The sequence below is a fragment of the Mycobacterium sp. genome, assembly GCF_052144515.1.
GTDB lineage: Bacteria > Actinomycetota > Actinomycetes > Mycobacteriales > Mycobacteriaceae > Mycobacterium.
In genome coordinates this window covers 25,564-48,963 of the sequence record NZ_JBKQQD010000518.1, presented here as the reverse complement: position 1 = coordinate 48,963, position 23,400 = coordinate 25,564, and the positions used below count along the sequence as shown (strand labels likewise).

Sequence of the window (23,400 nt, the reverse complement as noted above, 5' to 3'; positions counted from 1 at the left end):
GGTGATCTCCGCGCGAGACGTCATCGACAACCCACTTCCCATGCCTCACGACAGTCACCATTTCGCGGGCATTCTTACGTGAGGCACCGAAGGCGTTTCGCGGGCAGTTTCCATGAGTCAAGCCGCCTCCTTGCAACCCGCGCTCTCAGCCTGAGAGAATAGTGTTCTCATGTGTGTGCGGTCGGCTCTCGAGCCCCCGCCCGAGTTTGTTGAAGTGCTCGCCGAACAGGAGAAGACCTGTGCCTGAAGCTGTCATCGTATCCGCCCTGCGCACCCCCATTGGCACTGCCCGCAAGGGGACGCTGCGCGACACCACCGCGTTCGACCTCGCGCACCACGTGGTCTCCGAGGCGGCCGCGGATCTGGACCCCGCGCAGGTCGACGACGTGATCCTGGGCGAGGGCCTCTACGGGGGCGGCGTGATCGCCCGCCATGCGGCCATTACGGCGGGACTGTCCCATGTGCCCGGTTTGGCCAACAACCGGCACTGCGCGGCTGGTCAGGCGGCGGTGCAGAGTGCTGCGGCCAGTGTGCGGGCGGGGATGGATCAGCTGATCATCGCCGGCGGTGTGAACTCGGCATCGACTTCGCCGCGGTCACGGTTACAGGTCGACGGCGAGTGGGTCGACTGGTTCCCACCGACACACCCGGACCGTCCCGACGCGCCGAACCTCGACATGTCGATCACGGTGGGCTGGAACGCTGCGGTAAAAGCGGGCGTGAGTCGTGAGGAGATGGACGAGTGGGCGCTGCGGTCACACCGCAATGCGATCGCAGCGATCGACGAAGGACGCTTCAAAGAGGAGATCGTTCCCATCGAGACGCCGCACGGGCTGTTCTCGGTCGACGAGCACCCGCGCCGTGACACCAGTATTGAGAAGCTCGCCGCACTCAAGCCGCTGCATCCGGAAATCGAGGGCTTTTCCATCACCGCCGGCAATGCCTGTGGCGCCAACGACGGTGCCGCGGCGTTGACCATCGCGAGCGACGCGCTCGGGCTGCCCGCGCTGGCCACCGTGCGGTCCTGGGCGTCCGTCGGTGTCGATCCCGCGATCACCGGCCTGGCGCCGGTGGATGCGATTCCGAAAGCTCTTGCCCGCGCTGGTCTTTCGGTCTCCGATGTGGACCTTTTTGAGATCAACGAAGCTTTCGCGGCGATGTGCGTGGCCACCATCAAGCTGCTGGAGCTGGACCCGGACACCGTGAACGTCAGCGGCAGCGGCTGCTCACTGGGCCATCCGGTGGCGGCCACCGGCGCCAGGATGCTGGTCACTCTGGTTCACGAATTGCGCCGTCGCGGTGGCGGTATCGGCGTCGCGGCCATGTGCGCGGGCGGCGGCATGGGCTCCGCGACGGTCATCGAGGTCCCCGCGCCGTAACACGCAAATGACCATTGCCGACCTGATCACCGGAGCGCGCAACGGATCTCAACGCGCAGCGGGTCGGCTACTCAGCCTCGTCGAGGGTGAACAGCGCGGCGAGGTGCTGGCGAGTATCGGTACCTCATCGGTTCACACGGGTCTTGTCGTTGGAATCACCGGGCCGCCGGGCGCGGGTAAGTCGACGACAATCGCCGCTCTGGTAAGTGCCTACCGGGAACGCGGGTGCCGGGTGGCCGTGCTGGCCGTGGACCCGTCGTCACCGTTCAGTGGCGGCGCGCTGCTGGGTGATCGCATCCGAATGGCCGCCCACATCAACGACTCCGACGTCCTGATTCGTTCGGTGGCGACCCGTGGTCATCTCGGGGGTCTGGCCGCCGCGGTCCCGGCGGCCATCCGCCTGCTGGGCGCGATCGGCTATGAGGTGATCCTGCTGGAGACCGTGGGGGTAGGGCAGTCCGAGATCGAAATTGCTGCCGTCGCCGACCCGACCGTCGTTGTCCTCAATCCGGGGGCGGGCGATGCGGTCCAGGCCGCCAAGGCGGGTGTGCTGGAGGTCGCCGACATCGTGGCGGTCAACAAGGCCGACCGAGACGGCGCCGAGCAGACCGTGCGGGATCTGCGGGCCGAGACCAAGGCGCCGATCGTCAGTCTGATTGCCGCCCGGGGTGAGGGTGTAGCGGACCTGGTGGCCGCGATCGATGAGCATCACCGCACTGATAGCCGTGATCGCCGCGTGGCCCGTGCCCGGGCGCAGATCCTGTCAATGGCGCAAACCCGGTTGCGGACCCAGCCTGACCTCGACCGGCTCGCCGAGTCGGTGGTCGACGGCCACGACGACCCCTACACCGCCGCCGAGCGGCTCCTGTCACGGCGGCCCGCTGGACTCCCGCCGCAGTAACGCCCGCTATGCCCGGGCCTGCTTGGACCTCTACTGCAGATCGACGGATTTGCCGGTGGCGGCCGCGTGACCCGCGCGGTAACCGAAAACCATTGCCGGACCGATGGTTCCGCCAGCACCGCCGTACGCCCGGCCGGTCACTCCGCCCATCGCGTTGCCTGCGGCGAACAGCCCCGGGATGGGCTCTCCGCTGACATGGAGCACACGGCCGTCGCGGTCGGTGCGCGGTCCGCCCTTGGTGCCCATCGCACCTATCGACACCGGTACCGCGTAGAAGGGAGCGGTGTCGATGGGGCCGAGAGTCTTGCCGGCCTGCGTGGTGGCAGTGTCGTCACCCCAGTAGCCGTCGTATGCGCTTGAGCCGCGACCGAAGTCAGGATCGGCGCCGGCGGCTACGTGGCGGTTCCACGCCTCGATGGTCCGGATCAAGCCGTCGGCGTCGATGCCGGTCTTGCCGCCCAACTCGGCCAGGTCCGCCGACTCGCAGAACCAGTCCGGCACCGGCTCCCCGGGGGCTTGGGAAGGGATGAAGCCGAGAAAGCCATAGCGCTGCAAGTGAACTGAGTCGAACACGATCCACGCGCGGTCGTTGACGTAGCCGCCGCGGGGATCGAGGTAGTGGAATGCACCAGCCATCGAGTTGTAGTCGCAGGCCTCGTTGACGAACCGCCGCCCGGCCTGGTTGACCATGATGCTCCGAGGGCGGGTCCGTTCCAGCCGTACGCTGCGGCTGCGTTGCTTGCCGTCGATGGTGTCGCCCGGAATCCGCACGATCGGCACCCACCAGGCTTCGCCCATGTTGGCCAGATCCGCGCCGTGCGCCATCGCCATCCGCAGTCCGTCGCCGGTGTTGTTCGGCGGCGAGACCGGACCGTGCATCGGCCCACGCAGAAATGCCTGCGTCAGAACGGGATCCCATTCGAAGCCGCCGGTTCCCAGAATGACGCCGTGCCGTGCGCGCACGTTGGTGTTCGGCCCGATCCGTACGCCGGTGACCTCGCCCGAGTCCACGATGAGCCCGGTGGCCCGGGCATTCGTGTGGATCGAAACCCCGGCATCGAGCAGCCCCTTGAGTAGTCCGGCGATCAGCGCGGCTCCGGCCACGCACAGCTCGGCGGATACTTGGTCCACCGCCGCGTGCAGACGTGCCCGGGTCTCGGCATCGAAACCGACGTTGGACCAGTCAGCGGGGAATGTTGTGATGCGGCTTGCCCATTCGCCGATTTGGGTGAGGTCGAATGCGTCGGCGCTGAGCGATCGGCCGCCGGTGGGCTGTCCGCCCGGCAACTCCGGCCGGTAATCGGGGAAGCCGTCGGCGACCTCGAAACGCAGACCGCTGTGTGCCTCGACGAAGTCCAGCATCGCCGGACCCGTCTGCACGAACGTCTCCACCAGCGCGTCGTCCATCGAACCAAACGACTGCGCGCGAAGATACTGCAGCGCGTCGTCAACCGTCAATTCCCTTTCCGGACAACGGCTATGGGCCGGGATCCACACGATGCCACCCGACACCGCGGTGGTCCCGCCTACGGTCGGAGCCTTTTCGTACACGTCGACGGAGGCGCCGGCAACCACCGCCGTCAGTGCGGCCGTGAACGCGGCGGCGCCGCTGCCGAGCACGACGACATCGACTTCATGGTCCCAAGACATGGACGGTATCCCTTCAGCTCGCTAGCTAGCTCAATGGCTAGCTCAATACTTCGGCCAACTGCTTTGCGGCTTTGAGGACCGCGTCCCTCCCGCGCAGCACGACGTCTTCCCGATGCGAAATGAGGTTGATGCAGGTTGGTGGAGACGGAGCCGGGCGGTGGACTGCCACAGCCAGGCCGTAGGTATTGGGCTCGATCTCCCCGTAGGTCATCGCCCAGCCGCGCTCGCGGGCGCGGGCGACGAGCTCCCGTTCGCCGGGGCGCGGCGGCATGCTGGCGAGCAGCGCGATCCCAGCGGCGCCGCGATCCAGCGGATATCGACTGCCCTCGTGGAAGGCGAGCTGGTAGGCGACCTGGCTGGGCACGATCACGGCGACTGCCACCTGTTGGTCACCCTCGGCGACGAGCAACGATACGGTGCTGCCGAGTTCGTCGGCCAACGCGCGCAGCGTCGGAAGACTCAGCTGACGCACGTTTCGGTCGAATGACGCGCCGAGGACGGCCAGCCCGGCGGCCGGTCGATAGCGCCCGTCCTCCCCTTTGGCTACCAGCCGGAATTCGGCCAATGTCAGGAGCAAGCGGTATGCGATGGTCCGATGCACCCCGACCTGGTCGGCGAGCTGTTGCACGGTAAGCCCGCTCGGGGAGGCCGCCACCATATGCAGCCCGGTGAGCCCCCTGGCCAGCGTTTGCGAACCGGTCCCTGAACCCGTCACAGCCTTGACAGACCCTCCTGCGAGAGCGAAGCTCTATATATAACGCACGTAGCTGTGCGATATTAGCACACCGCCTAAGTCGAAAACGAGAACCAGATTTCCACCCCGATGATGACCGGCCAGAGAGGAATCGTGACGGAGTTCGAGAGCATATGGAGCGATCTCCAGGGCGTCGCATTTGAGCAGGGTTACCTTGAAGCCGGGGGAGTCCGGACCCGCTTTCTGCGTACCGGCGACCCGGGCAGGCCGGCGCTGGTGCTGTTGCACGGCTCCGGTGGCCACGCCGAGGCCTACGTGCGCAATCTGGCGGCGCACGGGGAGCACTTCTGGACCTGGTCGATCGACATGCTGGGCCACGGTTACACCGACAAGCCGGGTCATCCGCTGGAAGTCCGTCACTATGTCGAGCACCTGATGGCGGTGCTGCGCACCATCGGCGTCGACCGGGCCAGCGTGAGCGGTGAGTCTCTCGGGGGCTGGGTGGCCGCCCGCGCCGCGGTCGACCATCCGGACGTGATCGACCGGCTGGTGCTCAACACGGCCGGAGGCTCCCAGGCCGATCCCGCGGTGATGCAGCGGATCATCACACTGTCCATGGCGGCCGCCGAGGACCCGACGTGGGAAACGGTTCAGGCGCGCATCAAGTGGTTGATGGCGGACAAGTCCAAGGATTACGACGATCTGGTTGCCAGCCGCCAACGGGTCTACCGGCAACCGGGATTTGTTGCGGCCATGCGCGACATCATGGCGTTGCAGGACCCGGAAATCCGTGCCCGCAATCTCCTCGGCCCCGACGAATACGGGGCCATCACCGCTCCGACGCTGGTGCTGTGGACCAGTGACGACCCGACCGCCGACGTGACCGAGGGCCGTCGAATCGCGTCGATGATCCCGGGTGCGCGCTTCGAGGTGATGCCGGGCTGCGGTCACTGGCCGCAGTACGAGGACGCCAAGACGTTCAACCGCCTGCATCTCGACTTCTTGCTGGGGCGTTGATGGACGCAAGCGAGCACGGTGTCCATGGTGTCGACGTCGATGTTCTCGTCGTCGGTGCTGGCCCGGTCGGGTTGACCTTGGCCAATATCCTTGGACTGCAAGGTGTTCGCACGTTGGTGGTCGAGGAACGGGAAAACCTGATCGATTACCCGCGTGGGGTTGGACTCGACGACGAGTCGTTGCGCACGTTCCAGTCGATCGGTCTGGTGGACCGCATCCTGCCGCACACCGTGCCCAACCAGATTCTGCGCTTCTTCGATGCCAAACGCCGCGTGCTCGCCGAAATGGCGCCGCCCGATGCGCGTTTCGGGTGGCCGAAGCGCAATGGGTTCGTGCAGCCGCTGGTCGACGCTGAATTACTGTGCGGACTGGACAGATTCGAGCACGTCGAGGTGTGGTGGGACCATCCGATGAGCTCGTGCGTGCAAGCCGCCGACGCGGTGACCGTCGAGTGCGGCACTGACGGCAACGCTTCCAGTCTCCGCGCGCGTTACGTCGTCGGCTGCGACGGCGGGCGCAGCATAACCCGCCGGATGATGGGAGTTTCGTTCGACGGAACGACGTCGTCCACCCGATGGCTGGTCGTCGACGTCGCAAACGATCCGCTGGGTCACCCGAACAGCGAGGTCGGGGCGGACCCAGAACGCCCGTACGCCTCGATCTCGATCGCGCACGGAATTCGCCGGTTCGAGTTCATGATTCACGCCGACGAGACGGACGAGCAGGCGGAGGATCCTGCCTTTCTGACGCGGATGCTGGCTCGGATGGTGCCGCACCCGGACCGGGTTGATGTGATCCGCCGGCGCGTCTACACGCACCATTCGCGCATCGCCGGCGCGTTCCGCAGCGGCCGGATGCTGCTCGCCGGAGACGCCGCGCACCTAATGCCGGTGTGGCAGGGCCAGGGCTACAACAGCGGCATCCGGGATGCGGCGAACCTGGGATGGAAGCTCGCTGCGGTGGTCAGCGGCAGGGCCGACGACCGGTTGCTCGACACCTACGACGTCGAGCGGCGCAAGCACGCGCGAGCGATGATCGACCTCTCCACCATGGTGGGCCGGGTCATCTCGCCAACCGACCGCAGGGTGGCCGCCGCCCGTGACCTTATCGTGCGATCCGCGTCGATTGTGCCGTCGCTCAAGCGGTATGTGCTGGAAATGCGCTTCAAGCCGATGCCGCGCTACGAGCAGGGAGCCGTGGTTCATTCGATCCCTCAAGAACCGCGCGACCCTGGTTCGCCGGTCGGCACTTTGTTCATCCAGCCGCGGGTGGACACCCGGACGCAGCAGGATGTTCTTTTGGACGACGTGTTGGGCCCTTGGTTCGCCGTGCTGTGCTGGAACAACAACCCGCGCAAGATCCTCGGCGATGACGCCTTCGCGAGTTGGAAAGCCCTGGGAGCAAGCTTTATTGCGCTGCGCCCGCTCACTCAGCTGCACTGGACGGGCGCTGAGACTCCCGAAGACCCCGATGTGGTGATCGTCGGCGATCGCACCGGTGGTCTCAAAACCTGGTTCGATGCCCACAAGGAATCGGTGTTGTTCCTGCGCCCCGATCGCTGTATCGCCGGTGCCTGTATCGCTCAGCTCGCGCCCGACCTGTCCGCCTCGCTCCTTGACACCCTCACACTGACGCCGGGAGGGGGTGAATCCCCAAGTGCCACTGGCTCTGTGCTGCATGTCCCACAGCCCGCTACTGAATCTACCGGGGCCGTCGCAGGATCTGCTTGACGACGTAAATGCCGCAATCGCGCATGCGCGAGGGTTCGTGCAGGAGTTTGACCCCGAGCTAGTCGTCATCTTTGCCCCCGATCACTACAATGGTTTCTTCTACAAGGTGATGCCGCCGTTCTGTATCGGACTGGATGCCAGGGGAGTTGGCGACTACGGCACCCACGTCGGCCCGCTCGATGTTCCCGAAGAGATTGCGGCCGACTGCGCGGAAGCCGTGCTCGGCGCGGGCGTCGACGTCGCGGTATCGGCCAGCATGGACGTGGACCATGGCACGGTGCAGCCGCTGGAGAAGCTTTTCGGCGACGCCACTTCGCGTCCGGTGATCCCGATCTTCATCAACGCCATCGCGGTGCCGTTGGGGCCGTTGCACCGCTGCCGGGCGTTGGGCGCGGCGGTGGGCAATTACCTGGCGACCCTGGACAAGCGAGTCCTAGTGATCGGATCCGGTGGACTCTCCCACAGTCCCCCGGTACCGACCCTGGCGACCGCCGGTCCTGCTGTCCTGCAAAGGATCGTGCACGGCGAACCGATGACGTCCGAACAGCGGCAAGCTCGGCAGGCGGTCGTGATGGACGCGGCCAGGAGCTTCGCCGGGGGCGAGAGCGACCTGCAACCGCTCAACCCGGCGTGGGATCACCAACTCCTGGAGATCATCGACGGGGGCCGGCTTTCAGAGTTCGACTCCTGGTCCAACTCGTTCGTGCTTTACGAAGGCGGCGGCTCCGCTCATGAGATCAGGACATGGCTCGCGGCTTTCTCGGCACTCGCGGTGGCGGGGCCGTACCAGACCACGGTGCGCTACTACAAGCCGGCCGCACAACTGATCGCCGGTTTCGCTATCAGGACGGCGACGCCGAAATGACCGCCGCGCCTGCCGATTCGTTTGGTGCCCCGGAGGGCTTCGATCACGTCGTCGACGTGCTCATCGTCGGCTCCGGCGGTGGCGGGATGACCGCCGCGCTGACCGCCGACGCGTCCGGGCTGGACGCGTTGGTGGTGGAAAAGTCCGCCAATTTCGGCGGTTCTACCGCCCTGTCGGGCGGCGGCATGTGGGTGCCCGGGGCGCCCGCTCAGCACAGGGAGGGCTACGTCCCCGATCCGGATAGCGTTGTCGGATACCTGAAGTTGATCACCGACGGCCTCGTCAGCGAAGCGCGCCTACGGCAGTACGTCGAGTCATCGCCGCAGATGCTGGAGTTCCTGGAACGGCTCTCGCCGTGGCTTGAGTTCGTCTGGAAGCCGGGCTACGCCGACTACTACCCGGAACTGCCCGGCGGCTCCGAACTCGGCAGCACCATCAACGTGCCGCCCATCGACCTGCGCAAGCTGGGCGAAGACGAGGAGACGCTGCTCAAGCCGTTGGCGCTTGCCCCCAAGGGAATCTGGCTGGGGCCCAAGGAACTTCGCTCCTTCTACCGGGTCAGGCAGTCGTGGGCCGGCAAGGGCGTGCTGCTCAAGCTGATCGCGCGGATGGTCAGGGCTAGGGTGTTCGGCGAGCGCATCGCGGCGATCGGTCAGTCCCTGGCTGCGCGGCTGAGGCTGGCGATGAGGGAGCGCGCCGTCCCGCTTTGGCTGAACGCGCCGATGGTCGAACTGCTCACCGACGCAGACGGATCCGTGACCGGCGCGCTGGTGGAGCGAGACGGTACGCCACTACGGGTCGGGGCGCGCCGCGGGGTGATCCTGGCCTCCGGAGGTTTCGAGCACGACATGGTCTGGCGCAAGGAGCATCAGCCCGTCGTGGATCAGGACTGGAGCTTCGGCAACCCCGCCTCGATGGGCGACGGAATCCGCGCGGGTGAACGGGTGGGCGCCGCGACCGAGCTGCTCGACGAGGCTTGGTGGTTTCCGGCCATCCAATGGCCGGACGGCCGCATGCAATTCATGCTCAACGAGCGAATGATGCCCGCGCAGTTCATCGTCAACGGCGAGGGAAAGCGGTTCATCAACGAGGCCGCGCCCTACATGGACTTCGGTCATGCGATGATCGACGGCCAGAAGTCCGGGGTTACCCACATCCCATGCTGGCTCATCACCGATCACCGCTCCTTCAACCGCTATGTCGTCGGCGGGCACCTGCCGATACCCAAGATTGCGTTTGCTCCGGTGCCCACCGGTCGCAAGGTACCGGCCGCCTGGCTGGAATCGGGAGTCGTCAAGGCCGCGATGAGCTGGGACGAGATGGCGGCCAAGATCGATGTCCCGGCGGACCAACTTCGGGCAACCGCAGCGCGTTTCGACGAGCTGGCGCGCAAGGGTCACGACGACGATTTCAATCGCGGTGACAGCGTCTACGACAACTACTACGGGGATACGACCTTGCCCAACCCCAACCTGTACCCGTTCGGGGATCCGCCGTACTACGCGTTTCGAATCGTCCTCGGCGATCTCGGGACATCGGGCGGTCTGCTGACCGACGAATACGCGCGAGTGCTGCGGGCCGACGGTTCCGTCGTGCCGGGCCTGTACGCGGTGGGCAACACCTCTGCGGCGGTGATGGGCCGCAGTTACGCAGGTGCCGGGGCGACCATCGGCCCGGCCATGACCTTTGGCTTTGTTGCGGCAAAACACGCCGCCAAACAGACCATCAGTTCTCACAGGAGGTAACAATGAAAATTTCGCTGTTCTACGAGTTCGCCCTCCCGCGTCCCTGGGTGGAGGATGACGAGCGAATCATGCTGCAGGACTGTCTGGATGAGGTGGAGGCCGCCGACAAGGCCGGCTTCTCCACCGTCTGGCTCACCGAGCACCATTTTCTCGAGGAGTACTGTCACTCCACGGCGCCGGAGATCTTCCTGGCCGCGGCCAGCCAGCGCACCAAGAACATCCGGCTGGGGTTCGGCATCATGCACATGCCGCCGGCGGTCAATCATCCGGCGCGGGTAGCCGAACGCATCGCCACCCTGGACCTGCTTTCCAACGGCCGCGTCGAGTTCGGTACCGGGGAATCCTCCTCCGTCGGTGAGCTCGGAGGTTTCAATATCGATCCCGCCGACAAGCGCGCCCAATGGGAGGAGGCTCTCGAGGTCGCGATCCGTTGCATGATCGAGGAGCCCTTCTCGGGTTTCAAAGGCGAGCACATCCAGATGCCGGCCCGCAACGTGGTTCCGAAGCCGATGCAAAAGCCGCATCCGCCGGTCTGGGTCGCGTGCACGCGCCCGGCCAGCGTGCAGATGGCCGCCCAAAAGGCCATCGGGGCCTTGAGTTTCGCTTACACCGGTCCCGGGCCGCTGACCGAGCGGGTCAACGGCTACTACAAGGAACTCGAGGAGAACGGCGTCCCGGTCACTCCGGCGATCAACCCGAACATCCTGGCCATCGGCGGTGACCTGTCGATGATGGTCGCCAAGACGGACGAGCAGGCCCTCGAACTCCTTGGGCAGGGCGGTGGATTCTTCTCGTTCGGAATCATGCACTACTACATGACCGGCGTGCACACACCCGGGCGGACCGGAGTGTGGAAGCGCTATCTCGAAGAAGTCGAGAAGGACCCGACGCTGGCCTACGGTCCCGGACGCGGCGCGATCGGCTCACCTGCCACCGTGCGCGAGTTCCTGCGCGGTTACGAGGAAAGCGGCGTCGACGAGATCATCCTGCTGCTCAATCCGCGCAGCCACGAGGGCACCATGGAATCCATCGAGCTGATGGGCAAGGAGGTTCTGCCCGAATTCATCGAGCGTGACCAAAAGGCGGTGGCCGACAAGGCTGCGCGGCTGGCGCCGGTGATCGAGAAGATCGAGGCGCGGCGACCGGAGTCGACTGCACCGCAATTCGACGAGAATTATTCATTCGGTGGGCTGCCGACCGGCCGTGGCGGTAAATTCACCGCCAGCGAAATCCCCGAAGCAATGGCGGAGATCAACGAAGGTCGCGTCCAGGCGGCGCAGCGACTGAAGGAGCAGCGCGAAGCGAAGGGCTGATCGTTGGGAGAGATCGACCGGCTGTGGCGCTACGACGGCCGCCGCGTTGTGGTGACCGGATGCGCGTCGGGTATCGGCGAACACGTGGTGCGCCAGCTCACCGAACTCGGAGCGAACGTCGTCGGGCTCGACAAACGTCGTCCTGCGTTCGAGATCAACGACTTTCACGAGGTTGACCTGGCCGATCCGGCATCCATCGATCGGGCCGTCACGTCGGTCGGCGACAACATCGATGCGCTGTTCAATGTCGCCGGGGTCTCCTCGGGAATCGGTGACCCGTTGCTCGTCGTGACCGTCAATTTCCTCGGCCTGCGCCACCTCACCGAGGCGCTGACCCCGAAGATGACAGATGGATCCTCCGTCGTGAGCGTGTCCTCGCTGGCGGCGGCCGCGTATCGCGAACATCTGCGGGATGTGGCGCCGCTGCTGCGCACCGCGACGATGCGGGAGGGTATCGACTGGTGCCGGGAGCACCCCAATGTGGTGGGTACCGGCTACCAGTTGTCCAAGGAAGCGCTGATCCTCTACACGATGGCCAGCGCCACCCCGCTCGGCGCGCGGGGCATCCGCATCAACTGCACCGGGCCCGGTGTCACCGAAACCCCGATCCTCGATCAGTTGCGAACGGCTTACGGGCAGGGCTTCCTTGACGACATACCCAAGCCGCTGGGCCGGGTTTCCGAGCCCGCCGAACAGGCTGCGGTGCTGGTCTTCCTGAATAGCCGCGCGGCCAGCTATATTTCGGGCCAGGTTATCTGGGTTGACGGCGGGAACGTCGGCGCCGCAGTCGCCAGTGAACTTCAGGAAGGACGGGCCCCATGGCCACCATGACTGACTTTCGGCGCGCCGCTCGCGATGTCAGCAACTGGGGCCGCTGGGGGGACGACGACGAGCTCGGCACGCTGAACTTCATCACCGCCGAGAAGGTGCGGCAGGCCGCGAGTCTGGTCCGGCACGGCAAGGTGTTTCCGCTCGGAGTGGATTTCGGGTCGTCCGGCCCGCAGGGTGCCTTCGGGTTCCGGCACAACCCCGTGCATGTCATGACCGTCGACGGCGGCGATGCGAACACGCTGGCCCAGTACGGACCTCAGTGGGACCGAAACCCGACAGCTCACCAGATGGGCGGCTACTTCGTCGACAATCCGTTCCGCTTCAACGATGACATGATCATCATGCCGCTGCAGGCGGCCACCCAGTGGGACGCGTTGTCGCACGTCTACTACGACGACCAGCTTTACAACGGCTTTTCGGCGGGTTCGGTGACCAGCATGGGAGCCTTTCACTGCGGCATCGAGAAGGTCGACGGCAAGGGCATCACGTCGCGCGGTCTGCTGCTGGACTTGGTGCGCCACCGCGACGCCGAGGTCTTCCTCGAGCACGGGAATCCGATCACTCCCGAAGAGCTGGACGACGTGGTTCGGTCGCAGGGGGTGACGATCGAGCGCGGTGACATCGTACTGGTCCGAACAGGTTGGTGGGCAAGGTTTCTCATGACCGGAAACAAAACCGAGCCGTACTCCGGACTGGACTGGCGGTGCGCGCAGTGGCTGCACGATCACGAGATCGCCGCCGTCGCGTCCGACAACCTCCAGGTCGAAGACCCGGTCTCTGGAGTCGAGGGGGTGTTTCTGCCGTTCCACCTACTGACCCTGCGCGACATGGGGCTGATGCTCGGCGAGTACTGGGACCTCACCGCACTGGCGGAAGACTGTGCAGCCGACGGTGTCTACGAATTTCAGCTTGTGGCTCCGCCATTGAGATTCGTTGGCGCCGTGGGCTCGCCGGTGAACCCGATAGCGATCAAATGATGGATTTCCAGCGCAAGACCACGGTGGTCGACGGTCTGGCAACCAGCTATCTGGAGGCCGGCGAGGGTGATCCGGTGGTCCTGCTGCACGGTGGCGAATTCGGCGCCAGCGCCGAACTTGGATGGGAGCGCAACATCGCCGCGCTCGCCGCGCGGTATCGAGTGCTGGCCCCTGACATGCTGGGGTTCGGGCAGTCGGCGAAGGTGATCGACTTCGTCGATGGCCGCGGGATGCGGATTCGGCATGTGGCGCGCTTCTGCGAGACGCTCGGCGTACGGTCGGCGCATTTCGTCGGCAACTCGATGGGCGCCATCAACTTGCTCAACGACGCCACGTCGGACGCGCCGCTACTGCCGGTCCGCAGCCTGGTCATCATCTGCGGAGGCGGAGAGATCCAGCAAAACAAGCACTTTGAGGCCCTGCAGGAGTACGACGCGACCCTCCCGGCCATGCAGCGGATTGTCGAGGCGCTGTTTTACGGTGCCGGTTATCCGGCCGACAACGACTACGTGCGCCGGCGCTACGAGTCGAGCGTGGCGCCCGGGGCGTGGGAGGCGGTGGCCGCCGCCCGTTTCCGCCGTCCCGGTTCTTCGCGGCCCTCGACTCCGTCAAGTGCGCGGGCGTACGAGCGCATCGACGTGCCGATGCTTGTCATTGAAGGGGCAGACGACAAGCTCCTGCCCAGCGGCTGGGCCGCTGAGATCGCCAAGCAGATCCGACACGGACGCTCAGCGGTCGTCGACGAGGCGGGCCACTGTCCGCAGATCGAGCAGTCGTCGGCGGTCAACGAGTTGGTGCTGGACTTTCTCGCGACATTCGGCCCCGGTCAACAGGGTCAGAAGGCTGGTCAGAAAACATAGTCCAAACGGGTTTGCATCCCGGCATATGCGTGGTAGGTGTTGTGGCAGTGCAACATCCACAAGCCCGGGTTGTCGGCGACCAGGACGGCGTCGATTTTCTGCTTGGGCAGGACGATCACGGTGTCCTTGCGGGCGCCGGGCGCGCCGTCGGCCTTGATCAGCTGGAAAGTATGGCCGTGCAAGTGAATCGGGTGGTACATCATCGTTTGGTTGTCGAATGTGATAATCGGCCGCTGGCCCTGTCGCATGTGCAGTGGGTTGGTCTTGCTGTAGGGCTCGCTGTTGATCGTCCATACGTATTTCGCCATGTCGCCTCCCAAGACGACCTGGAGTTTGAGGTTGGGTTGGGCCGCACCCAAGTTGACAGAGGTGGTCGCGGTGAACATATCGATCGTTCCCACCCGCTTCGTGAGTTCAGTCGGCCGAAATTGCGGATCGGGTTGGCTGCCTGAGCCGGTGACGAGCAGCGCACGTGCAACGGCGTTTTTCCCTTCCGCGGCTGCGACCAGTGGGAAGACGCCGTCGGCGGCGGTCACGATGACGTCGTAGCGTTCGGCCATTCCGATCAGCAGGGCGTCGACCTGGGTGGGCACCACCGGGAAACCGTCGGTGTGGGTGACCGTCATCGAATGCCCTGCCAGCGCAACGCGAAATGCGGTGTCCGAGCCGGTATTGATGAAGCGGATCCGGATTCGTTGGCCCGGCTTCGCATTGAGTGTGGTGGCGGCCGCGGGGACACGGCCGTTGATCAGATAGTAGGGGTAGGCGATGTCTCCCGCGTCGCCGCCGAGCAGGTCGCTTGTGCCGACTTCACCCGGCGCGCCGGCCGCCACGCTTGTCGAGGTCGTCCCGGACGTCCCGGACGTTCCGGTCGTCCCGGTCGTCCCGGTCGTCCCGGTCGTTGTCGTCGCTTTGCTGGTTGTGGTGGTCGGCGTTGTCGTGGTGGTCGGCGTTCGTGTCGTTGTCGGCGTTGCGGAAGCCGGCGGGGGCGTGTTTTGCATCGTGGGCTTGTTCGGCGAGGTCAGGGCGTCGTATAGCTGTTGCGGGCTTTTGCCGACGCCATCGGTCCAATCATCCATGACGACAATCCATTCGGCGTCGTAGTTGCCCGGCTCGGTCGGATCGTCGACGATGACCGGCAGATAAAGGCCCATGTCCTCTTCGAGGCCGACGTGCGGATGGGCCCAATAGGTGCCGGCATTGGGAACGGAGAACCGATAGGTGAAGTCCTGTCCGGCGGGGATGTTCGGGGTGGCGGGCTCGACGCCGTCCATGTCATTGCGCAGCGCGATTCCGTGCCAGTGCACCGACGTCGGCTCGCTGAGCCGATTTTGGACCGTGATTGCAAGCTCGTCGCCGATGCTGGCCCGGATCAGCGGGCCCGGGATGGTGCTGCCGAAGGCCCACGTACGTGCGGTGACCCCACCGAGGTCGATATCGGTCTGCTGGGCGGTCAAGGTGGCCGTCACGGTGCGTCCACTGTGCAGCCGGGCCGCCTCGGCGGCCTTGATCGCGGCGTCCATTTTGGCTTCGCTGCTCGCCGGCTGCGGATTTTGACTGCAGGCAGCCACCGCGAATCCACTCGCGATGCCGGCGGCTATGAAACCGCGCCTGGTGAGCCGCGCCCTGTCGAAGGGGACTTCGCTGGTGGGCAGCGTAGGCATTGACAGCTCCTTGCCTGTGTCTAGTTCTCCCGGGCGCCTTAACCCTGCTCGGGAATAGCGCATATCGCAACCGGGCTACCTCGCCGCGACAGCGTGCCGTCCAGCGTGGGGCCTATGGACGAATTTCGATGTGTTGACGACCTTATTCCCCACACTCGCCGCCGTATTGAAGTTCGTGCCCCGCCGCGCTTGCCTGACCTCAGACGGCGCCGGCGCGAGAGGACAGCCAGTCGGTGAAGCGCGTGGGGAAGATGCTCGTGTTCTCTCCGTCGACGGGAACGATGCTGCGATCGTCGAGCACCGCACCGTAATAACGGGCTTGAGCGTCGGTCACCACCGGGCGCGCAACGCCAGTCTCCACGAACTGGGTTCGGATGAAGTCGTCCATGCCGCGCTTTTCCGGGCCGGCGATGTTGACTATCCCGTTGACCGCGTCGCCAGTCGCCGCGCGGGTGACGCCTGTGGCGACATCCGCGGCGGCGATAGGCTGGAACGCCGCATGCGGCGCGCGGACCGTGTCACCGTCGGTCATCGAATCGGCGATGCCGCCAACGAATTCGAAGAACTGAGTTGCCCGCACGACCGAATACGGGGCTCCCGACTCTTCGATCACCTTCTCCTGGGCGATTTTGGCCCGCATGTACCCACTGTCCGGTACACGGTCGCAACCCACGATTGAGAGCGCCACGTGGTGCTGCACGCCGGCGTCCCGTTCTGCCGCGAGGAGGTTGCGCGTAGAAGTGGTGAAGAACTGCAGCACGTCGTCGTCGGCCCACGACGGCGAGTTGGCCACGTCCACCACCGTCTGCGCACCGGCGACGGCTTCGGCGAGACCTTCACCGGTGACAGCGTTGACACCCGAGCGCGGCGAGGCCGCGACCGCCTCGTGGCCCAGCTCGACGAGCTGGGCGATGACCTGCGAGCCGATGAGTCCAGTGCCGCCGATGACTACGATCTTCATGACCTCGATAACCTTTCACCTTTGCCCGATGAGCTTGTGGCTCGATTCTCGTCTTTACGTACGGTCTTCGAAAAGGTGCGGGACTCCCGCGTTCTTAAATCAACTGGTTGACTTAACACCGGCGACGCCGATTAACTCGTCGTGTGGTCAACGAACTAGCCGGCAAGGTCGCCATCGTCACCGGCGGTGCCTCAGGTATCGGCCGCGGCATGGTGGAGCGGTTTGCGGCCGAGGGCGCGCGGGTTGTCATCGCCGACGTCGAAACCGACAAAGGGGAGGCCTTGGCGGCAGCGCTGGGGCCGGACGCTTTCTTTCGGCGCACGGACGTCTCCGATCCCGAACAGGTCGGGGCACTGGTGGCCACCGCCGTCGAGAAGTTCGGCGCCCTGCACGTCATGGTGAACAACGCCGGCGTCTCGGGAACCATGCACCGTCGATTCTTCGATGACGATCTGGCCGACTTTCACCGCATCATGACGGTCAATGTCCTCGGTGTGATGGCGGGTACCCGAGATGCCGCTCGGCACATGGCCGACAACGGCGGAGGATCGATCGTCAACGTGAGCTCGATCGGTGGGATCCAGGCCGGTGGCGGTGTGATGACCTACCGCGCGTCGAAGGCAGCGGTCATCCAATTCACCAAGTGCGCGGCAATCGAGTTGGCGTACCACGAGATTCGGGTCAATGCCATCGCGCCAGGCAATATCCCCACCCCGTTGGTGGCGAAGTCGGCGGCGAATATGGATGCAGAACAGCTCGAGCGGTTCGAGGCGGCGATTCGCGAGACAATGCGGGCCGACCGGCCGTTGAAGCGCGATGGCACGCCCGAGGACGTAGCCGAAGCGGCGCTGTACTTTGCCACCGACCGGTCGCGCTATGTCACCGGAACCGTGCTGCCAGTGGACGGCGGGACGGTTGCGGGCAAGCCGATCCGGTCCACGAAGCGCGAGGGATGACAGGCTGCACGGCCTCGCGTGTGACGTTGCAGTCGCATTCGGGCTCCAGCGTGACTGCATCGTCACGTTCAGGCGACCGCGAATTAAATCAATCGCTTGACTTAATGGCAACCCGCGGGGTTGACTAGCAGGATGACCGCAGCCGGCAGGACCGTTCGCAGTGAGCGGGCCACCTCGACCCAGGAGGCGATCCTGGCGGCCGCCGAGCGGCTGTATGCCGAGCATGGCATGTTCGCGGTATCCAACCGGCAGGTCAGCGAGGCCGCCGGCCAGGGCAACAACGCAGCGGTGGGTTACCACTTCGGCGCCAAAGCCGACCTGGTACTTGCCATCGAGCAGAAACATCGCGAGCCCATCGAACAGCTACGTGAGGAGATGGTGGCCGAGCTGGGCGCGGAATTGGGTCAAGGCGCCGAGATGCGCAACTGGGTGGGATGTCTGGTGCGCCCACTCACCGAACACTTGGCTGCGCTCGGTAATCCCACGTGGTACGCGCGTTTCGCGGCGCAAGCGATGACCGATCCGGCCTACTACAACATCGTCGTCAAGGATGCTCTCAGCTCGCCGTCGCTGGTTCAGGTCATCGACGGCATCAACCGTTGCCTTCCCAACCTGCCGGCTGACGTCCGCTACGAACGAAACATCATGGCCCGCAACCTGTTGATCCACACCTGTGCGGACCTCGAACGCTCGCTCGCGGCGGGTGCATCGCTGGCGCGTCCGTCCTGGCGGGCAGCCGCGACCGGCCTCATTGACGCGATCGTGGGCCTGTGGTTGGCGCCCGTGACGCCGCACGAGTGAAGAGTGTGTAATGAAAGTGACTGTCGACCAGAACATCTGCGCATCGTCGGGCAACTGCGTCATGAATGCGCCCGAAGTTTTCGACCAGCGGGACGACGACGGCGTCGTCGTCTTGCTCAACGAGAACCCGCCCGCCGAGCAAGCCGAGGGCGCCCGCCGGGCCGCTGCGGCGTGTCCCGCACTGGCCATCCATATCGAGGAATGAGGGGACCCGAGTAGAGATGTCGGACACTTTGACGAGTACCGCCGCCGAAACGGGCTCGGAAATCCCGGAGTACCCGATGGCCAGAGCGGCGGGCTGCCCGTTCGCCCCGCCACCGGACGTCATGGCACTGGCCGAAGAGCGGCCGTTGTCGCGGGTGCGGATCTGGGACGGCAGCACACCGTGGCTCATCACCGGCTACGAGCAGTGCCGGGAGCTGTTCTCCGACTCGCGGGTCAGCGTCGACGACCGGGTGCCCGGCTTTCCGCACTGGAACGCGGGCATGTTGTCGACCGTGCACAAGCGCCCCCGATCCGTCTTCACCTCCGACGGCGAAGAGCACACCCGATTCCGGCGGATGCTGTCGAAGCCGTTCACGTTCAAAAGGGTTGAGGGACTGCGGCCGACCATCCAGCAGATCACCGACGACCACATCGACGCCATGCTGGCCGGCCCGAAGCCGGCCGACATCGTTGCCGCGTTGGCGCTGCCGGTTCCCTCGCTAGTCATCAGCCAGCTGCTGGGGGTGCCCTATGAGGACGCCGAGATGTTCCAGCACCACGCCAATGTCGGGCTGGCGCGCTACGCGACCGGCGAGGACACCGCCAAAGGTGCGATGAGCCTGCACAAATACCTGTGCCAGCTGGTCGAGACCAAGATGGAAAACCCTGCCTCGGATTCTGCGCCAGACGCGGTTTCGGATCTGGCTGAGCGAGTGAACGCCGGTGAACTCAGCGTGAAAGAGGCCGCCCAATTGGGCACCGGGCTGCTGATCGCCGGACACGAGACCACCGCGAACATGCTCGGGCTGGGTGTGCTCGCCCTGCTGGCAAACCCCGACCAGATTGCCGTCATCCGCGACACCGACGACCCGAAGATTGTCGCCAACGCCGTCGAGGAGTTGCTGCGCTACCTCAGCATCATCCAGAACGGCCAGCGCCGCGTCGCCGTCGAAGACATCCACATCGCCGGTGAGGTCATTCGCGCCGGCGAGGGCATCATCATCGACCTCGCCCCGGCCAATTGGGATCCGAGTGCGTTCCCCGAACCGGACCGGCTGTACCTGCACCGCTCGGGCGCTGACCGCAACGTCGCGTTCGGTTACGGCAGGCATCAGTGCGTGGGCCAGCAGCTCGCCCGGGCGGAGTTGCAGATCGTCTTCCGCACGCTGTTCCAGCGAGTCCCCACCTTGGCGCTGGCCGTCCCGATCGAGGACATCCCGTTCAAGCACGACCGGCTCGCCTATGGCGTCTACGAACTGCCCGTGACCTGGTAGCTACTCTAAAAACTGTCGATCCGAATGGAGGGTCAATCATGACTCAGACCAGCACAGTCTCGCTCTACCCGCCCGAAGGCTATGGTGCGCCGAAGAATCGCCATGGGCATGCCGCGGGCAGCGACGTAGGCCTGCCGGAAGGAACGGTGGTCTTCTCGGCGGACAACCACATCTCCCTGGCCGCCGACATCTTCTACGAACGCTTCCCGGACGACCTCAAGGACAAGGCGCCACGCATCTGGTACGAGGACGGCGCCTATCAGGTGGGGCGCAAGGGCCAGTCGTTCCTGCCGGGTGACTTCAGCGCGGTGCTGATGCAGTACGACGATCTGCCGGGGGCGGCGAGTACCAACATCGAAGCCCGCATCCAGGAGCTGCGCGAGGACGGCGTCGATAAGGAGTTGGCGTTCCCCAACGCGGTTCTGGCGCTCTTCCACTACCCGGACAAGAAACTTCGCGAGCTCGCCTTTCGCATCTACAACGAGTACATCGCGGAGATCCAGGAGCGCTCCGACGGCCACTTCTACGGTGCCGGCCTGATCAACTGGTGGGATCCGGAGGGCACGCGCCGGACACTGGCCGAGCTGAAATCGTTGGGGCTCAAGACGTTTTTAATGCCGCTGAACCCAGGCAAGGACGACGAGGGCAACCCTATCGACTACGCGAGCACCACCATGAGCGCGGTCTGGGACGAGATCGAGGCCTCCGGTGTTCCGGTCACGCACCACATCGGCGAGACCCCGCCGAAAAGCCCGTGCGAGTTCAACAGCGTTGTCGTCGGGATGATGATCAACATCGACGGATTCCGGGAGACGTTCTCTAAGTACATCTTCGGCGGAATCCTGGATCAGCACCCCGGGCTGCGGATCGGCTGGTTCGAGGGCGGGATCGCCTGGGTGCCGTGGGCCCTGCAGGATGCCGAGCACCTGGTGGCGTCCTATCAGCACATGTTCAACCGGCCGCTGGAGCACGACGTGCGGTACTACTGGGACAATCACATGCGCGCGTCGTTCATGGTCGACCCACTGGGCCTGCAGCTGATCGACAAGATTGGTATGGACAGGGTGATGTGGTCCAGCGATTATCCGCACAACGAAAGCACGTACGGATATTCCGAGAAGTCGCTGGCGGCCGTCGTCGAAGCGGTCGGGCCGGAGAATGCGGCCCGCATCGTCAGCGGCAATATCACGGAATTCCTTGGCCTGTGACCACTTTTGCTCAGGCCGGCAGCGCTGCCGTTGAAGCCTTGGTGATTCCCGAGAACCCGGATCTGACCCGGATGCGGCGCGAGACGGGGGCGCGGCTGCGCGCGGCGATGGCCGACCGCGGCGTCGACGCGATGATCCTGCTGGGCAACAGCGCCGTGGTCTACGCGACCGGAGCGAGCTGGCCGCTCGGCGATGCCGGGCTGTCCTACGTAGAGCGCCCGGTGGCGGTGGTGCTCGCCAATGACGAGTGGCCGCACCTGTTCCTGCCGTTTCGCGAAGGTGCCTCGCAGGAGTCGGACTTGCCCGCCGATCACCTGCACGGGCCGGTCTATCTCGAATTCGAGGAAGGGGTAGCCGATTTCGCGCGGCTGCTGGCTGACCTGATTCCGGCCGGGGCGGTGGTCGGGATCGATGAGTGCACGGGCGCCATGTCTAGTGCTGCCAAGCTGTTGTTCCCCAACGGTGCTCCGGTCGACGCCGCGGCCATCGTCAGCGCCGCCAAGTCGATCAAGACTCCGGACGAATTGTCGTGCATGCGCACCGCGATCCGGATCACCGACGAGGCAATGGTCGAGGTGCACAAGCGTCTGGCCCCCGGAATACGCCAGATCGACTTGTCGGCAAGCTTTTTGCGCCGCGCCTTCGAGTTGGGGGCCACCGCCAGCATGCTCGAACCAATCTGGCAAGTGATGCCGCCGAGCAAGGCCGAGGGCGTGTGGACCACGCACGGCGACTTGGCGCTGCCGCTGCTGAGCACCGAGCGTGAGTTGGCTGAAGGTGATGTGTTGTGGACCGACGTCAGCATCACGTACCAGGGCTACTGCTCTGACTTCGGACGCACCTGGATCGTCGGCCGGGGCCCGTCGGCACGTCAGCAGGCGCAGTTCGACAAATGGTTCACGATCATGACCGCAGTCCTGGATGTCGCCAAGGCCGGCGCCACCGCCGCGGACCTGGGCAGGGCGGCAATCAAGGCCAATGGCGGAACCAAGCCGTGGCTGCCGCACTTTTACCTGGGACACGGTATCGGTGTCAATGCCGCCGAAATGCCCATGATCGGAACTGATCTCGGGCAGGAGTTCGACGAGAATTTCGTTCTGCAAGCCGGGATGGTGCTGGTTCTGGAACCGGTGGTGTGGGAAGACGGCACCGGCGGCTACCGCAGCGAAGAGGTCCTGGTGATCACCGAGGAAGGCTGGATCCGTTTGACCGACTACCCCTATGACCCGTATGGCAACTGAAGTCCTGCCCGACGAGCGCACGCTCCGTTCGGGCCGCCGCCAACGGGCGCTGGAGCAGATGGCGGCCCATGACCTCGATGTCCTGGTCCTGGGGCGGCAAGCCAACGTCCGGTACGTCACAGGTGCGCCGCAGTTGTGGGTCGCCGGGACCCGGCCGTTCGGCCCGACCTGCGTGCTGGTACGCGAGACCGGTGCAATTCATCTGCTCAGCACCTGGGACGAAGGTGTTCCCGAGGACATCCCGCACGAGCATCTCTACGGCATCTCGTGGAATCCAATGAACACCATGGCGGCTCTGCAACGCATCGATGGCACTGCCACCGCTCGCCGCGTCGGAACCGACGCGCTGTCACCGGTTTTCGCGCAGCTGCTGCCGACGGCGTTTCCCAATGCCGAGCTGGTCGACGGGGAGCTGGCGATGCGTGCCGCCCGGCGTATCAAGACGGCCGAGGAAGTCGCCGCGCTGCGCGAATCGGTCGCGGTGGCCGAATCCGCGCTAGCCGCCGCGGTGTCCGAGTTGCGGCCAGGGGTAACCGAACAAGCTCTGGCGGGCGCGTTGTTGGAGGCCGCGGCGGCCGGCGGCGTGAGTACCCCGTCGAATCAGGATGTCGCATGGGTGACTTCACGAGAGCATCCGTGGCGACGGGCAAACGGGACTGGTCGAGTTCAAGGCCGCATCCAGGACGGCGATCTGGTGGCGTTCTCTGCCGGAGTTCTGGCCGGTGGTTACGTCGGCGAGGTGGGGCGAACCTGGCCCGCAGACAAGAAACACGGCGTCACTGGCGCTGCCGCACTGTACAAGCGCTGGGAAGGCCTGTGGGCCAAACTGATCGCCGCATGTCGACCCGGTGCCGGGGCGGGGGAATTGATTGCCGCCTACCAAGCAGCGGGCGAGCCGGCGCCGCCGATGCCGGTGGCGCGGGGGCTGGGCATGGGCTTCGACCCGCCTGTCGTCTCCAAGCATCTACCCGCGACCGCGGCCCACGAACGGCTGGAGCCAGGGATGGTGCTCGCCGTGACGGGCTACGTTTGGGAACAGGGAGTCGGAGCGGTATTCGGGCGAGAGGCGGTCCTGATTACAGAAGACGGTCCCGAGGTACTGACCTCGAGCCCGTTCTGGCATGTCTAG

General features: G+C 65.3%; 21 protein-coding genes. 17 read left to right on the top strand and 4 right to left on the bottom strand.

Annotated features, from left to right (window positions below; translation table 11 throughout):
• Positions 1–239 precede the first annotated feature (239 nt).
• Complete coding sequence (locus ACLP9N_RS35290) at positions 240–1,379, top strand: thiolase family protein (protein ID WP_442411745.1); 1,140 nt, start codon at positions 240–242, stop codon at positions 1,377–1,379.
• 7 nt (positions 1,380–1,386) lie between these two features.
• Positions 1,387–2,280 (top strand): methylmalonyl Co-A mutase-associated GTPase MeaB, encoded by an 894-nt coding sequence (gene meaB, locus ACLP9N_RS35285; RefSeq protein WP_442411744.1) that lies wholly within the window; start codon positions 1,387–1,389, stop codon positions 2,278–2,280.
• Between the two features lie 30 nt (positions 2,281–2,310).
• Here meaB and ACLP9N_RS35280 read toward each other — a convergent pair whose 3' ends face one another.
• Both ACLP9N_RS35280 and ACLP9N_RS35275 read right to left on the bottom strand, forming a co-directional pair.
• Complete coding sequence (locus ACLP9N_RS35280) at positions 2,311–3,930, bottom strand: FAD-dependent oxidoreductase (RefSeq protein WP_442411743.1); 1,620 nt, start codon at positions 3,928–3,930, stop codon at positions 2,311–2,313.
• 37 nt (positions 3,931–3,967) lie between these two features.
• Positions 3,968–4,645 carry an IclR family transcriptional regulator gene (locus tag ACLP9N_RS35275; RefSeq protein WP_442411742.1) on the bottom strand — a complete coding sequence of 226 codons (678 nt, stop codon included), beginning with the start codon at positions 4,643–4,645 and terminating at the stop codon, positions 3,968–3,970.
• Positions 4,646–4,777: 132 nt separating this feature from the next.
• Here ACLP9N_RS35275 and ACLP9N_RS35270 point away from each other — a divergent pair, with 132 nt between their 5' ends.
• Genes ACLP9N_RS35270 through ACLP9N_RS35235 form a run of 8 tightly spaced genes read left to right on the top strand, consistent with a single transcriptional unit; the run spans position 4,778 to position 13,962 of the window.
• The gene (locus ACLP9N_RS35270) at positions 4,778–5,641 is read left to right on the top strand and encodes an alpha/beta fold hydrolase (protein ID WP_442411741.1); all 864 of its coding nucleotides are present in this window, start codon (positions 4,778–4,780) and stop codon (positions 5,639–5,641) included.
• Positions 5,641–7,371, top strand: a complete 1,731-nt coding sequence (locus ACLP9N_RS35265; protein WP_442411740.1) for a bifunctional 3-(3-hydroxy-phenyl)propionate/3-hydroxycinnamic acid hydroxylase — start codon at positions 5,641–5,643, stop codon at positions 7,369–7,371. Before ACLP9N_RS35270 ends, ACLP9N_RS35265 begins: the two co-directional genes overlap by 1 nt.
• Positions 7,319–8,236, top strand: coding sequence for a 3-carboxyethylcatechol 2,3-dioxygenase (locus ACLP9N_RS35260; protein ID WP_442411739.1), 918 nt, complete (start codon positions 7,319–7,321; stop codon positions 8,234–8,236). Before ACLP9N_RS35265 ends, ACLP9N_RS35260 begins: the two co-directional genes overlap by 53 nt.
• Entirely contained in the window at positions 8,233–9,981 is a 1,749-nt protein-coding gene (locus ACLP9N_RS35255) for an FAD-binding protein (RefSeq protein WP_442411738.1), read from the top strand. The genes ACLP9N_RS35260 and ACLP9N_RS35255 overlap by 4 nt, the downstream gene beginning before the upstream one ends.
• Positions 9,982–9,983: 2 nt before the next feature.
• Complete coding sequence (locus ACLP9N_RS35250) at positions 9,984–11,294, top strand: LLM class flavin-dependent oxidoreductase (RefSeq protein WP_442411737.1); 1,311 nt, start codon at positions 9,984–9,986, stop codon at positions 11,292–11,294.
• Positions 11,295–11,297: 3 nt separating this feature from the next.
• The gene (locus ACLP9N_RS35245; protein WP_442411736.1) at positions 11,298–12,125 is read left to right on the top strand and encodes a coniferyl-alcohol dehydrogenase; all 828 of its coding nucleotides are present in this window, start codon (positions 11,298–11,300) and stop codon (positions 12,123–12,125) included.
• Positions 12,113–13,102, top strand: a complete 990-nt coding sequence (locus ACLP9N_RS35240) for a cyclase family protein (protein WP_442411735.1) — start codon at positions 12,113–12,115, stop codon at positions 13,100–13,102. The genes ACLP9N_RS35245 and ACLP9N_RS35240 overlap by 13 nt, the downstream gene beginning before the upstream one ends.
• Positions 13,102–13,962 (top strand): alpha/beta fold hydrolase, encoded by an 861-nt coding sequence (locus ACLP9N_RS35235; RefSeq protein WP_442411734.1) that lies wholly within the window; start codon positions 13,102–13,104, stop codon positions 13,960–13,962. The genes ACLP9N_RS35240 and ACLP9N_RS35235 overlap by 1 nt, the downstream gene beginning before the upstream one ends.
• Here the strand turns inward: ACLP9N_RS35235 and ACLP9N_RS35230 are convergent.
• The gene (locus tag ACLP9N_RS35230) at positions 13,950–15,626 is read right to left on the bottom strand and encodes a multicopper oxidase family protein (RefSeq protein ID WP_442411733.1); all 1,677 of its coding nucleotides are present in this window, start codon (positions 15,624–15,626) and stop codon (positions 13,950–13,952) included. The genes ACLP9N_RS35235 and ACLP9N_RS35230 overlap by 13 nt on opposite strands.
• Before the next feature lie 199 nt (positions 15,627–15,825).
• Positions 15,826–16,587 carry an SDR family oxidoreductase gene (locus tag ACLP9N_RS35225; RefSeq protein WP_442411732.1) on the bottom strand — a complete coding sequence of 254 codons (762 nt, stop codon included), beginning with the start codon at positions 16,585–16,587 and terminating at the stop codon, positions 15,826–15,828.
• A gap of 143 nt (positions 16,588–16,730) precedes the next feature.
• Between ACLP9N_RS35225 and ACLP9N_RS35220 the strand changes: the two genes are divergently transcribed.
• The 7 genes from ACLP9N_RS35220 to ACLP9N_RS35190 all read left to right on the top strand — a co-directional run bounded on the left by ACLP9N_RS35220 (position 16,731) and on the right by ACLP9N_RS35190 (position 23,400).
• A complete protein-coding gene (locus ACLP9N_RS35220; RefSeq protein WP_442411731.1) occupies positions 16,731–17,543 on the top strand; it encodes an SDR family NAD(P)-dependent oxidoreductase in 813 nt (270 codons plus the stop codon).
• Positions 17,544–17,675: 132 nt separating this feature from the next.
• A complete protein-coding gene (locus ACLP9N_RS35215) occupies positions 17,676–18,344 on the top strand; it encodes a TetR family transcriptional regulator (RefSeq protein WP_442411730.1) in 669 nt (222 codons plus the stop codon).
• Between the two features lie 10 nt (positions 18,345–18,354).
• Positions 18,355–18,549 carry a ferredoxin gene (locus tag ACLP9N_RS35210; RefSeq protein WP_442411729.1) on the top strand — a complete coding sequence of 65 codons (195 nt, stop codon included), beginning with the start codon at positions 18,355–18,357 and terminating at the stop codon, positions 18,547–18,549.
• A 16-nt stretch (positions 18,550–18,565) separates the two neighbouring features.
• Positions 18,566–19,822 (top strand): cytochrome P450, encoded by a 1,257-nt coding sequence (locus tag ACLP9N_RS35205; RefSeq protein ID WP_442411728.1) that lies wholly within the window; start codon positions 18,566–18,568, stop codon positions 19,820–19,822.
• A gap of 146 nt (positions 19,823–19,968) precedes the next feature.
• A complete protein-coding gene (locus tag ACLP9N_RS35200) occupies positions 19,969–21,030 on the top strand; it encodes an amidohydrolase family protein (protein ID WP_442411749.1) in 1,062 nt (353 codons plus the stop codon).
• Between the two features lie 71 nt (positions 21,031–21,101).
• Positions 21,102–22,271, top strand: a complete 1,170-nt coding sequence (locus tag ACLP9N_RS35195; protein ID WP_442411748.1) for a M24 family metallopeptidase — start codon at positions 21,102–21,104, stop codon at positions 22,269–22,271.
• On the top strand, positions 22,261–23,400 hold the full coding sequence (locus ACLP9N_RS35190; RefSeq protein ID WP_442411727.1) for a M24 family metallopeptidase: 1,140 nt from the start codon (positions 22,261–22,263) through the stop codon (positions 23,398–23,400). Before ACLP9N_RS35195 ends, ACLP9N_RS35190 begins: the two co-directional genes overlap by 11 nt.

Bases quoted from the DNA above. Each gene is read 5' to 3' on its own strand.
- meaB (WP_442411744.1), top strand. From the start codon at position 1,387: ATGACCATTGCCGACCTGATCACCGGAGCGCGCAACGGATCTCAACGC.
- ACLP9N_RS35280 (WP_442411743.1), bottom strand. From the start codon at position 3,930: ATGTCTTGGGACCATGAAGTCGATGTCGTCGTGCTCGGCAGCGGCGCC.
- ACLP9N_RS35265 (WP_442411740.1), top strand. From the start codon at position 5,641: ATGGACGCAAGCGAGCACGGTGTCCATGGTGTCGACGTCGATGTTCTC.
- ACLP9N_RS35260 (WP_442411739.1), top strand. From the start codon at position 7,319: ATGTCCCACAGCCCGCTACTGAATCTACCGGGGCCGTCGCAGGATCTG.
- ACLP9N_RS35255 (WP_442411738.1), top strand. From the start codon at position 8,233: ATGACCGCCGCGCCTGCCGATTCGTTTGGTGCCCCGGAGGGCTTCGAT.
- ACLP9N_RS35250 (WP_442411737.1), top strand. From the start codon at position 9,984: ATGAAAATTTCGCTGTTCTACGAGTTCGCCCTCCCGCGTCCCTGGGTG.
- ACLP9N_RS35240 (WP_442411735.1), top strand. From the start codon at position 12,113: ATGGCCACCATGACTGACTTTCGGCGCGCCGCTCGCGATGTCAGCAAC.
- ACLP9N_RS35235 (WP_442411734.1), top strand. From the start codon at position 13,102: ATGGATTTCCAGCGCAAGACCACGGTGGTCGACGGTCTGGCAACCAGC.
- ACLP9N_RS35230 (WP_442411733.1), bottom strand. From the start codon at position 15,626: ATGCCTACGCTGCCCACCAGCGAAGTCCCCTTCGACAGGGCGCGGCTC.
- ACLP9N_RS35225 (WP_442411732.1), bottom strand. From the start codon at position 16,587: ATGAAGATCGTAGTCATCGGCGGCACTGGACTCATCGGCTCGCAGGTC.
- ACLP9N_RS35215 (WP_442411730.1), top strand. From the start codon at position 17,676: ATGACCGCAGCCGGCAGGACCGTTCGCAGTGAGCGGGCCACCTCGACC.
- ACLP9N_RS35210 (WP_442411729.1), top strand. From the start codon at position 18,355: ATGAAAGTGACTGTCGACCAGAACATCTGCGCATCGTCGGGCAACTGC.
- ACLP9N_RS35205 (WP_442411728.1), top strand. From the start codon at position 18,566: ATGTCGGACACTTTGACGAGTACCGCCGCCGAAACGGGCTCGGAAATC.
- ACLP9N_RS35195 (WP_442411748.1), top strand. From the start codon at position 21,102: ATGCGGCGCGAGACGGGGGCGCGGCTGCGCGCGGCGATGGCCGACCGC.
- ACLP9N_RS35190 (WP_442411727.1), top strand. From the start codon at position 22,261: ATGGCAACTGAAGTCCTGCCCGACGAGCGCACGCTCCGTTCGGGCCGC.